Source organism: Halocynthiibacter sp. SDUM655004 (genome assembly GCF_026015885.1).
In the GTDB taxonomy this organism is placed as follows: Bacteria; Pseudomonadota; Alphaproteobacteria; order Rhodobacterales; family Rhodobacteraceae; genus Falsihalocynthiibacter; species Falsihalocynthiibacter halioticoli.
The window spans coordinates 1,371,270-1,382,842 of the sequence record NZ_JAPDUG010000001.1 but is presented as its reverse complement, the minus strand read 5'-3'; the positions used below and the strand labels follow the sequence as shown (position 1 = coordinate 1,382,842).

Genomic DNA, 11,573 nt, shown 5'->3' with positions numbered 1-11,573 from the left:
AAGTCAAGCCCTAGGCGTCAAGTTCGGTATCCCAATAGAGAAAATCCATCCAGCTTTCATGCAGGAAGTTTGGCGGGAACTTGCGGCCTGTATTGCGCAATTGCTCGACTTCGGGCTGACGCGCGGGCTTTTGCAACGCCATATTTGCTTGCCGCAGGGATTTGCTGCCCTTCTTGAGGTTACACGGCGAACAGGCCGCCACAACGTTCTCCCAACTGGTGATACCGCCCGCCGCTCGGGGAATCACATGATCAAACGTCAAGTCTCCCCGCGCACCGCAGTATTGGCACTTAAACTCATCTCGCAAAAACAGATTGAACCGCGTGAAGGCAACTTTGTTCTGCGGCCTCACGTATTCTTTGAGAACAACAACTGACGGAATGCGAATTTTGGTGGATGGGCTATGAACGAAATCGTCATATTCAGCAACAATATCAACACGTTCAAGATAAGCCGCTTTAACGGCCTCCTGCCAGGGCCAAAGCGATAGCGGATAATAGGAAAGCGGCCTGTAATCCGCATTCAAGACCAACGCCGGATGCTGTTTGAGCCGTCGTGGTTCACGGGTGAATTCTGTCCTAAAATCGCCGTCCATGGGTCAATTTTCCTTACCCTGCCATCTGTCTCCAGTGCCAGAGCGGGGAAACCGCCCCAGCCTGTGGATAACTATATATGGCGTTTCGCATCTGACAAGCCCCATGATTTTGGGGGCGCTCGACGCAAAGGCTAGGAAAGAACTGTAACGCCCATGTGACGCACGCCAAGCGGAGACGCTTGGGTTAAGTATACCCTAATTTCTGGCGCATGAAATGATTTGCGGCGGTTAACCCGTCTGGCGCAATTCCGTGGCCTGTCCCTTCCATCACATGGGCATAAACCTCGAACCCTGCGACGGACAGCGCATCACCCGCTTCCGGCAAAGATTGCGGCGGCACAACATCGTCCTGATCGCCATGGATCAAAATCACGGGCGGTTTGGAAACAGCTTCTTCCTCAAGCCGTTCAGGCACCAGCAAACGGCCAGAAAATGCAACAACACCCGCCACGGCCTCATCACGGCGCACCGCAACATGAAGCGCCAGCATCGTGCCTTGGGAAAACCCTAAAATTATGCAATTTTCGGGCTTTACGCTATGTTCTTTAAGTTGCTCATCTAGGAAAGCATTCAAATCGGCGCTTGCCTTCAACAGCCCTTCGCCAGCGGCTTCCTCGGTGCTTCCATCAATCCATGGGATGGGAAACCACTGGAACCCGAATGGTGCGCCAGGGATCTTGTCCGGCGCATCCGGAGCGACGAACACGGTATCGGGAAGCTGTGGCCCAAGCGGATCAGCCAGCCCCATGAGATCGGCGCCATTCGCGCCATATCCATGCAGGAATACAACCATGGATTTCGTTGTGCCGGATTGGGGAGCGCGGGTGGTAAACTCGAGTTTACGGGTCATTTGATGCCTTCTCTCTGTTTTGCAACGCGGTAATAGTCCCAAAGCAGCCGCGCAGCAACGGCTCTATGAGGTGCCCATTCTTGCGCCATTTCACGAAACGCGCGCTCTTTGGGGCGCTCTGGTAGGTCAAAAAGCATGCGAGCGCTCTCCTGTAATGCTAAATCACGAGGGGCAAAAACATCCGCGTGACCCAATGAAAACATTGCATAAATCTCGGCTGTCCATGCGCCAATACCCGGTACTTCGGTCAGCGTTTTCACGACCTCATCACTTGATGCGTTACGAAGCGCTTTAAAATCAATTCCGGCCTCTGCAAGTGCTCGTGCATAACGAATTTTCTGACGGGACAGACCGCAAGCGCGTAAATTTTCATCACTTGCCCACCGCACCTTTCTTGGCCCAGTAAGTTTTGCCGTCTTAAGCCGCCCCCAAATCGCATTTGCCGACGCCACGCTAACTTGCTGACTGACAATCGCATCAAACAACGCTTCAAATCCATCTCGACGGCGCCGCAGTGGCGGCACGCCAGTCACGCGAAAAGCCGGCTCAAACCGTGGTTCAATCGCAATCAATCTCTCGGTGTGATATGCAACATCTTCCTTTGAATTTATATACATAGCCACCGATCCTATAGTTCATTCAACCAGTTCAGCGCCGCATCCACATCCTCAAGTACAAGCCCACCGGCTGGCGCTGGCCGCTCGATCATCAAGACCTTGATCCCGAGCGAACGAGCCGCATCCAATTTGGTTCGGCTCGGGGCTCCACCTGCATTCTTCACCACCAGAATATCAATCCGGAACTTGCGGAATATGGCGATCTCGTCCTCAACTGAAAACGGCGGTCGCCCCACAAGGTACTCGCCGTTCGGGAACGGAAACGGCCCCTCAGGTGGGTCAATCTGTCGGCAAATCAATCGACAATCCGCAAGGTTCGCAAACCCAGAGAGCGTACTGCGCCCTGTTGCCAGAAATACGTTTGCACCAGCGGGAATATGTTCACGCGCATCTTGGGGAGCGGCGATCATCGTCCAGTCATCACCTTCAGCAGGCGTCCACTCCGGCCTTAATATTTGCGCGTAGGGAATTGATAATTCATCACAAAGCTGAAAGGTACGTTTGGAAATTCGGGCCGCAAAAGGATGCGTGCCATCGATCACCGCATCGAATTCCCCCTCAACAAGAAATTCCTTCTCGCCTTCGTAGCCCCCGAAACCGCCAATCCGTGTATCAACAGGTAGCGGTTTGGGAAAACGCGTTGCCCCTGCAAGACTGGCCAGCACCTCGAAACGGGGACAATCGGCCAGTTTATGCGCCAACCTGCGGCTTTCGCCTGATCCTGCAAGCAAAAGAACCTTCATTCCGCTGCCCGCCCAATAATATTCCCCGCGCGATCTATCAAGATAAGGTCGAGCGCAACCGGACTATCACGCAGCACCTCACGCGCGGTTTTCAAGGCTCCGATCGCAACAAACTCGGTGAATTTTTCTCCATATTTTTCAAACACTTCAAGCGCACTGTTGCAATCAGTAATGTGTGGTTCGCCAAGCGCCTTCGCCAACGCATCAAAATCAATCTGGCTCCGCCCTGAATGCAAATCCATCGCGCCCTGGGCAAGTTTGGTCATCTTGCCAATACCGCCGCCAATCGTAAGCCGCTCAACCGGATGCTTACGGAGGTACTTCAGCAAACCGCCCGCAAAATCGCCCATGTCGAGCATTGCTTGCTCGGATAAATCATACTCGGCCTGCACCACCTTTTCGCTCGTAGCGCCCGTACATCCGGCCACATGCGTTAACCCAGTTGCGCGCGCCACATCGACACCACGATGAATAGACGCGATCCACGCTGCGCAGCTAAATGGCCGAACAACGCCAGTTGTCCCCAATACAGAAAGCCCGCCAACAATACCGAGTCGCGGGTTCCATGTTTTCTTTGCCAGATCTTCTCCATCTCGAATTGAGATTTCGATTACAACACAAGGCGTTGTGCCGTATTCCTGTGCCAAATCCTCAACCACACCACGCATCATTTCCCGTGGAACTGGGTTGATCGCAGGTTCGCCAACAGCAAGCGGCAGACCGGGTTTTGTGACCGTTCCAACACCCTTGCCTGCGCGAAATTCGATGCCATCCCCGCCCAATGTCACCTTTGCAGTGATAAGCGCGCCATGGGTCACATCAGGGTCATCTCCAGCGTCCTTGATAATCCCCGCCGCGGCCCAATTATCTCCCGCCTCTGTTTCCTCAAGTGCGAAATCCGGCGTTTCGCCACGTGGCAGCGTAATCGAGACCTCATCCGGAAAATGCCCTGCCCACAACTTCAGCAACGCCGCCTTTACAGCAGCCGTCGCACAGGCGCCCGTGGTCCAGCCACGGCGCAACGGAGGGGATTGGGCATCCATGTGGCGACTATAGGCCGCGGAATTCCTGCCGCCAATGTGGGAAATGACGGTATTTCAACACTTTTCGAGCCGCGCTCAAAGGGGCATAACAGGCCCATGACCGACTCACACACATCATCGCTGGCCCTTCCTGATGGCCAATGGCCCACCTTAGAACCCGGATGGGTATGGCTTTGCGGCGCGGGACCGGGCGATCCGGGCTTGCTTACGCTGCATGGATTGAATGCAATTCGTCAGGCTGACGTCATTGTCTATGACGCACTCGTCCAAAGCGCGATTCTGGATTGGGCGCGCGATGATGCGGAGCTGATCTATGCGGGCAAACGCGGCGGTAAGCCCTCTGCCAAGCAGAAAGACATTTCCTTACGACTTGTCGATCTTGCCGAAGCTGGCAAACGCGTATTGCGGCTGAAGGGCGGCGATCCATTTGTGTTTGGTCGCGGCGGTGAAGAGGCGCAGACTTTGGTACAGCATGGCATTCCCATCCGCATCATCCCTGGCATTTCGGCAGGGATCGGCGGATTGGCCTATGCTGGCGTTCCTGTAACGCACCGCGATGTGAACCAATCCGTGACTTTCGTGACGGGCCACGATCAATCCGGCAATACGCCCAACACCCTTGATTGGGACGCAATTTCGCGCGGCTCACAGGTTTTGGTGATCTACATGGGCATGAAACATATTGGCCGCATCACCCAAGCCCTGCTTGATGCAGGCCGCCCACCTGAAGAACCTGTTGCCGTCGTCGCCGAGGCTACAACACCCGCGCAGGCTGTTTTGGAAACCACGCTGGCAAATGCCGAGGCCGATATCGCAGCAAGTTCTCTCGAGCCCCCTGCAATCATCTGCGTTGGGCGGTCGGTTCTGATGCGTCAGGTGCTGGATTGGCAAGGCATGGCCAAGGGCGAAGCGCCGCGCAATCTTGACCCCCTCGGGCGTGGTCGCCCCGCAGAACAGAGATGACAGCGCGCGGGCTTCTGCTTGCGGCGCCAACCTCTGGCGCGGGGAAAACCACGCTGACATTGGGTATTTTGCGCGCGCTCGTTGACGCGGGAGTTTCTATTCGTGCGGCCAAGTCCGGACCGGACTACATTGACCCCGCCTTTCATGCCGCTGCAAGCCGCGCCCCATGTGGGAATCTTGATGCTTGGGCCATGTCGCCCGAGATGCTCAAGGCGCAAGCCACCCAGCACGACAACGAATTGCTTGTTGTTGAAGGGGCTATGGGGCTATTTGACGGCGCACCGCCCGCAGGGAAAGGCGCATCCGCCGATCTCGCGCGGGTTCTGGGGCTGCCTGTAATCCTGATCGTGGACGCTTCGAAAATGGCGCAATCCGTCGCGCCGCTTGTGGCCGGCTTTGCCTCATATGACGCAGAGGTAAAGATTAAAGGCGTCCTGCTCAACAAGGTCGGAAGCCCCCGCCACGAAGACATGCTTCGGAACGCTCTTGCTCCGCTTAACATTCCGGTTCTTGGCGCTTTACCAAGACACACAGACCTTGCGCGCCCTTCCCGCCACCTTGGATTGGTTCAGGCGGGCGAACATATCGACCTTGAAGAGTTCCTTTCGACCGCCGCCGCGCATATGCGCAGCCACGTTGACCTTGAGGCTCTAAAGAATCTCGCTGCTCCGCTGCCCGCCTCTGGTCCATTGCAACAAAGCCGCCTGACGCCACCTGTTCAATCCATCGCCGTTGCGCAGGACGCAGCATTCGCATTCTGCTATCCGCACCTCCTGTCAGAATGGCGCGCCGCTGGAAAAGACATCCGCTTCTTCTCGCCGCTCGCCGATGATCCAGTCCCAGAGTCCGATTTGATCTACCTGCCGGGCGGCTATCCCGAACTCCATGCTGCAACACTCTTCAATGCCACAGCCTTCAAACTTTCCATGCAAGCCGCCGCACAGCGAGGAACGCTGATCTATGGTGAATGCGGGGGGTATATGGCGCTTGGCGAAACACTGATTGATGCCGACGGTGTGGCTCATGAAATGCTCGGCTTGCTACCGCTCGTCACCAGCTTCGAAACACGCAAATTGCATCTTGGCTATCGCGATGTTGAGGCGAATTCCGGGCCGTTCACAGGCGCATTCAAAGCACACGAATTCCACTACGCCACCACGCTCAAGGCCGAAGGCACGCCGCTGTTCGACGCGAAAGACGCCGCGGGCAATGCGTTACCAGCGATGGGGCTTATCAATGGCAATGTCTCCGGTTCCTTTGCGCATCTTATTGCCGCACCGTAAGCATACAATTTAACACTTCCCGTTTTAGCCGTTCCCCGATACCAAGACTGAATGACAGAGACGCACCTATACGCTCGCGCGCGCCGCAATGTAGCCGTTTTGGTCGCTGCGCAAGCGGTGCTTGGCGCACAATTGCCGATGATCTTCACCTATGCCGGACTGGCAGGGCAGAACATGGCAACAAACGTCTGTTTCGCCACAATGCCTGTCACGATGATCGTGCTCGGCTCGATGCTCGCAGCCTCGCCAATCTCCTCGATTATGCAAAAATATGGCCGCAAGACCGGCTTTTTCATCGGTGCATTAGGCGGGTTTTTAGGAGCCGCAATCAGCGCTTACGGGCTGTTTGTCGACAGTTTCGCGTTGCTTCTTCTGGGCAGCCTCGTGACCGGCATCTACATGTCATCACAGGGGTTTTTCCGCTTTGCTGCCGTTGATACCGCTCCTGATGGTTTCCGCGCAAAAGCCATTAGCTGGGTGATGGCGGGCGGCCTTGCCTCTGCGGTGATCGGTCCGCAATTGGGCAAAGGGTTCGTCGATAGCTTTGTTGTGCCATTCATGGGCATGTATTTTGCCGTTATGGCGCTGAACCTCATCGGCTCGCTGCTGTTCTTCTTCCTCGACATTCCAACGCCTGAAGCGCCCAAAGACGCGAAATCGGCTGGCCGGACCCGCTGGGAAATGCTCAAGACGCCCGAGATCGCCGTCGCTATCATCTGTGCGATGGTGTCCTATTCGTTGATGAATCTCGTCATGACCTCAACACCGCTTGCGGTTGTCGGTTGCGGCTTTGGAAATGATGATGCGGCCGACGTGGTTTCCGGCCATGTCTTTGCTATGTTTGCGCCAAGCTTCTTTACGGGTCATTTGATCGCGCGGTTTGGCGTTGAAAAGATTGTTGCCCTCGGGCTGGCAACCCTTGCGGCGGCGGGTGTGGTGGCGCTCTCTGGTGTAGAACTCAGCAACTTCTTCATTGCGCTGATCCTACTTGGTGTGGGCTGGAACTTCGGCTTTATCGGCGCGACCACCATGCTGGCCCGCGCCCACACCGAAGAAGAACGCGGGCGTGTTCAAGGGTTAAACGACATGCTGGTATTCGGCTGTGTGACACTGGCCAGCCTATCCTCGGGCGGGTTGATGAACTGCTCTGGCGGCGACCCTGTGCAAGGGTGGACCGCTGTTAACATCGCAATGATCCCACTGCTGACATTGGCAGGTGGTGCTTTGATTTGGTTGGTGATGCGCCCTGCAGCCCGCGAACGTGTCTAGCGCCCAGTTAGAGCCACCCGAAGCAGCCCGAAACGGCGGCTGAATTCCGACAAAACAAGCGTTCCATCCGCCACGCGTTGCGGTTCTTTTTCAGCAAGCGACACTACCTTGTCCGCCGCCCACGCATCCCGCGTGGCGGGCGCAATTTTATTGGAAACTTTCGCGGCACGCAGCTTGGCTCGTGCATCACTTGCCAAAGCGCGAATTCCCTCTGCGCGTCCATCCAAAAGCGGAATGCGCCCCCGCGCCTCAAGCTCGGACACCGCGGCCAGAAACCGCGCCACACCCGCGCCATACGCCCGCGCACGCACGGCCGCTTCGTCAGCGGCGGTCGCCCCAAACGTCAGCGCTCCAAGCCACATCAGGTTGCCCGCGGTCTGGTCTATATAGCTGTCAAAATCAGCGCGATCTTCGAATGCATCTTTGTTCACATCCCACCGCCGCGCGTCGGCCATCTGATCAAGCAGATCGAGAGGTAGATCATATTGCGTCACCACCGCATGAAGCGGACCGGCGACCTCATGGGCGCGCGCGCCCTCGCCTTTGCCGATCCCCTCGATCAAGTCGCGCCACCACTGAAGGCGCATTTCCGCGATCATCGGCTCTTGGCTTACCCAAGGGATCTTTGCCAACTCGAGATTATAGGCCGCCAATACAAAAAGTGCGGCGCGCTCTGGCATCGGAACCGTCATCAAAGCGGCGAACCTGTCCGGATCGCCCTTCTCAACAAGCGCGGCAGAGGCGGCAAAGTCGAGTTCCATCTTCTAGGCTCCGCTGAGATCAGCAGCACCCGCAGGGCGCACATCATCGCGCACGAGTTTCCAGTTGATCGCATCCAGCAGCGCCTCGAAACTCGCGTCGATTATGTTGGAACTCACGCCCACGGTGGACCAACGCCGCCCCTTGCCGTCTTCGCTGTCAATTACAACGCGGGTCACAGCCTCTGTGCCTCCGTTGGTTATACGCACCCGAAAATCCACAAGACGCATATCGTCAATCACCGCCTGATAGGGGCCAAGGTCTTTGGCAAGCGCGGTCGACAGCGCGTTTACCGGACCACGATCAACGCCATACTCATCCATGGAGTCGCTCACCGACATCCGCTTTTGGCCGTTTATTTTGATAACGACGATCGCTTCAGACAGGCTCACCATCTCGTTGCGCTTGTTCTTGCGGCGCTCGACCGTGACCTTATAGCGTTTCACTTCAAAGAAATTGGGTAAAAGGCCAAGCTCCCGTCGCGCCAATAGCTCGAAACTCGCCTGCGCCGTGTCAAAAGAATAGCCATCCGCCTCGCGCGCCTTGATGACTTCAAGAATGCGCGACAGGGCCGGATTGCCCTTCTCGACCTTGATCCCGGCCTCGTCAAGACGCCGCCGCAGATTGCTTTGCCCCGCTTGGTTGGACATCGGAATAATCCGGTTGTTGCCCACGGTTGAAGGCTCGATGTGCTCATACGTGCTCGGGTCTTTGAGGATCGCGCTGGCATGCAATCCGGCCTTATGCGCGAATGCACTTGCCCCAACATATGCGGCCTGTTTCGCAGGAACACGGTTGAGAATATCGTCAAGCATCCGGCTCAGGCGTGTCAGCCCCTCAAGCGATTTTACGTCGATACCGACCTCAAACCGATCCGCATATTCAGGCTTCAGAAGCAGCGTCGGAATGAGCGTTGTCAGGTTTGCATTACCGCACCGCTCACCAAGGCCGTTCAATGTTCCCTGAATCTGGCAAACACCAGCATCAATCGCAGCAAGGCTTCCCGCAACGGCGCTTTCGGTGTCATTGTGAGTATGAATACCGAGCCGAGACCCTTCAATCCCGCTTGCGATAACCTCGCGCACGATCCGGTAAATTTCGGCGGGGAGCGTGCCACCGTTGGTGTCACAAAGAACAATCCAGCGTGCACCCGCGTCATAGGCCGCGCGGATTGCGGCAAGGGCATAATCCGGATTGTCTTTATAGCCGTCAAAGAAATGCTCCGCGTCAAACAGCGCCTCGCGGCCAAGCGCGATGATGTGTTTGATGCTTTCGGAGATATTTTCGAGGTTTTCGTCCAGCGTTATGCCAAGTGCGCGCGTGACGTGGAAATCGTGGGTTTTCCCAACAAGGCACACCGCAGGGGTGTTGGCGTTCATAACAGCCGCCAGAACATCATCATTCGCCGCAGAGCGCCCCGCCCGCTTGGTCATGCCAAAGGCGGCAAGCGTGGCGTTGAATTTCGGAGCGGTCTCGAAAAACTCGCTATCGGTCGGGTTCGCACCGGGCCAACCGCCCTCGAGGTAGTCGATACCGAGTTTATCAAGCGCTTCTGCGATACGGTGTTTCTCTTGGGTCGAAAACTGCACGCCTTGGGTCTGCTGCCCGTCGCGGAGGGTTGTGTCATAGAGGTAGAGGCGGGTTTTGGTCATTGGCTCACCTCAAATGCTGAGGGCGGCACCTGACCGCGGGTGGGGGTAAAGCCCCCGCCCTCGAGCGAGGGCAAAGCGATTGTGAGGTCACGCGTCATGAGAAAACTCTGGTTCTCGGCCCTAAAACGAAATCGGACGGGCTGAAAGCCCGGCCGGCGCCCGACCCTCCCCACGGGAGGGCGCTTCGCACCCACCCAGGGTCGCGTGCTGACCTCTATTCCATTTCCAATCATTCCAACCCCTCCAACTTTGTGGGATCGAAATCCGGACCAGCCGAAAGCTCAACACCCTCGCGCGACATCTTCACCTCGACACCAGCCGCCAACAACGCTGATTTCAATGCATCAACTTCGGTGAAATCCTTGGTCTCCATAGCCTTCGCTCTAAGCTGTGTAAATTTAACTTCTAATGGCTCTAACAGCGCGAAATACTCGATATCGCGGTACAAGCCACTCTTCCAATCATCACCGAACCCTAGCACTAGCAAACTTGCAAAAAGCTCTTCCTTCTTGTCATCGCGTGAAAGTCGATGAAGTTCAGTGATCGCGCGCGGAGTATTAAGGTCATCTGACAAAGCGGCCATAACTTCAACGCTAGGTGGACGGGCATTTGTCTCCACGCCGTCCAATTGTTTTCGCCACTTGCGAAGCGTAGCTTCCGCCTCTTTGCGCTTCTTTTCTGTCCAATCCATTGGTTTTCGATAATGGGTCGAGAGCATCACAAAGCGGATGACCTCGCCAGGAACGCCTTGGTCCAGCAGATCACGCACGGTGAAGAAATTGCCGAGCGATTTCGACATTTTCTTACCTTCGACCTGTAGCATTTCATTGTGCATCCAGACCTTGGCAAAGTCGCCTTCGGGGTGCGCGCAGCAACTTTGGGCAACCTCGTTTTCGTGGTGCGGGAACATCAGGTCATTACCGCCGCCATGGATATCAAAACTTTCACCCAAAAGCTCATAAGCCATTGCTGAACACTCGATGTGCCACCCCGGACGCCCGTAGCCCCAATCCGAATCCCAGCCCGGCGTTTCGGCATCCGACGGTTTCCAAAGCACAAAATCCATGGGGTTCCGCTTATAAGGCGCAACCTCGACCCGCGCTCCGGCGATCATATCGTCAACCGATCGGCCCGAAAGCGCGCCATAGTCCTTGTAGCTTTCGACCGAAAACAGCACATGCTTTTCAGCGGGATAGGCATGGCCACTTAAGACCAACCCTTCGATCATCTTTTTCATTTCTTCGATATAGGCTGTCGCGCGCGGCATCTCGTCCGGCTCTTCTGCGCCGACGGCCCCCATATCCTCAAGGAACCAGCCGATTGTTTCGTCGCAAATCTCGGCAATCGAGCGCCCTGTTTCGCGGGCGCGGGCGTTGATCTTGTCGTCAACATCCGTAAAGTTGCGCACATACTTCACATGCTCCGCGCCATACCGATGCCGCAGCAGCCGTTGCAGTACATCAAACACAATCACTGGGCGTGCGTTGCCAAGATGGGCGCGGTCATAAACCGTCGGCCCGCACACATACATCCGCACATTCTTGTCATCGAGCGGCGTAAACAGCTCTTTCTTACGGGTTTTCGTGTTGTGCAGATGTATGTCGTACATTTGGTCCTCGTAGCGGCGCGGCATGCGCATAAATCCAGCGTGCTGCGGACATAACAACTTTGATTTCAAATGAAAATGAGAAGTGCGCCCGCAAATGATGTTAGCAGGGAATACAAATACAGATTGTAATGTTTTGTTTTCTCATGAACGCTGTCTATCAACGAAAGCCTGCCCTGCCAAGCGCCTTGAC

At 56.1% G+C, this 11,573-nt stretch carries 11 protein-coding genes; 3 read left to right on the top strand and 8 right to left on the bottom strand.

Annotated features, from left to right (window positions below; translation table 11 throughout):
- Positions 1–10: 10 nt before the first annotated feature.
- The 5 genes from N9C89_RS06765 to N9C89_RS06745 form a co-directional block, all read right to left on the bottom strand.
- Positions 11–595, bottom strand: a complete 585-nt coding sequence (locus N9C89_RS06765; protein ID WP_263953071.1) for an HNH endonuclease — start codon at positions 593–595, stop codon at positions 11–13.
- Positions 596–779: 184 nt separating this feature from the next.
- Complete coding sequence (locus N9C89_RS06760; protein ID WP_263953070.1) at positions 780–1,445, bottom strand: alpha/beta hydrolase; 666 nt, start codon at positions 1,443–1,445, stop codon at positions 780–782.
- The gene (locus tag N9C89_RS06755; RefSeq protein ID WP_263953069.1) at positions 1,442–2,062 is read right to left on the bottom strand and encodes a DNA-3-methyladenine glycosylase family protein; all 621 of its coding nucleotides are present in this window, start codon (positions 2,060–2,062) and stop codon (positions 1,442–1,444) included. Before N9C89_RS06755 ends, N9C89_RS06760 begins: the two co-directional genes overlap by 4 nt.
- An 11-nt stretch (positions 2,063–2,073) precedes the next feature.
- Positions 2,074–2,805: a cobalt-precorrin-6A reductase gene (locus N9C89_RS06750; protein ID WP_263953068.1), complete on the bottom strand. Its 732-nt coding sequence runs from the start codon at positions 2,803–2,805 to the stop codon at positions 2,074–2,076.
- A complete protein-coding gene (locus N9C89_RS06745) occupies positions 2,802–3,848 on the bottom strand; it encodes a cobalt-precorrin-5B (C(1))-methyltransferase (RefSeq protein WP_263953067.1) in 1,047 nt (348 codons plus the stop codon). The genes N9C89_RS06750 and N9C89_RS06745 overlap by 4 nt, the downstream gene beginning before the upstream one ends.
- A gap of 96 nt (positions 3,849–3,944) precedes the next feature.
- On the opposite strand from N9C89_RS06745, the gene cobA reads away from it, so the two are divergent.
- Genes cobA through N9C89_RS06730 form a run of 3 tightly spaced genes read left to right on the top strand, consistent with a single transcriptional unit; the run spans position 3,945 to position 7,363 of the window.
- Positions 3,945–4,811 carry a uroporphyrinogen-III C-methyltransferase gene (gene cobA, locus N9C89_RS06740; protein ID WP_263953066.1) on the top strand — a complete coding sequence of 289 codons (867 nt, stop codon included), beginning with the start codon at positions 3,945–3,947 and terminating at the stop codon, positions 4,809–4,811.
- A complete protein-coding gene (locus tag N9C89_RS06735; protein WP_263953065.1) occupies positions 4,808–6,094 on the top strand; it encodes a cobyrinate a,c-diamide synthase in 1,287 nt (428 codons plus the stop codon). The genes cobA and N9C89_RS06735 overlap by 4 nt, the downstream gene beginning before the upstream one ends.
- Before the next feature lie 51 nt (positions 6,095–6,145).
- Complete coding sequence (locus N9C89_RS06730) at positions 6,146–7,363, top strand: MFS transporter (RefSeq protein WP_263953064.1); 1,218 nt, start codon at positions 6,146–6,148, stop codon at positions 7,361–7,363.
- Here N9C89_RS06730 and N9C89_RS06725 read toward each other — a convergent pair.
- The 3 genes from N9C89_RS06725 to cysS all read right to left on the bottom strand — a co-directional run bounded on the left by N9C89_RS06725 (position 7,360) and on the right by cysS (position 11,383).
- Positions 7,360–8,124, bottom strand: coding sequence for a phytoene/squalene synthase family protein (locus N9C89_RS06725; protein ID WP_263953063.1), 765 nt, complete (start codon positions 8,122–8,124; stop codon positions 7,360–7,362). The two genes, N9C89_RS06730 and N9C89_RS06725, sit on opposite strands and share 4 nt — an antisense overlap.
- Before the next feature lie 3 nt (positions 8,125–8,127).
- Positions 8,128–9,774, bottom strand: a complete 1,647-nt coding sequence (cimA, locus tag N9C89_RS06720) for a citramalate synthase (RefSeq protein ID WP_263953062.1) — start codon at positions 9,772–9,774, stop codon at positions 8,128–8,130.
- A gap of 229 nt (positions 9,775–10,003) precedes the next feature.
- On the bottom strand, positions 10,004–11,383 hold the full coding sequence (gene cysS / locus N9C89_RS06715) for a cysteine--tRNA ligase (protein WP_263953061.1): 1,380 nt from the start codon (positions 11,381–11,383) through the stop codon (positions 10,004–10,006).
- Between the last annotated feature and the right edge of the window lie 190 nt (positions 11,384–11,573).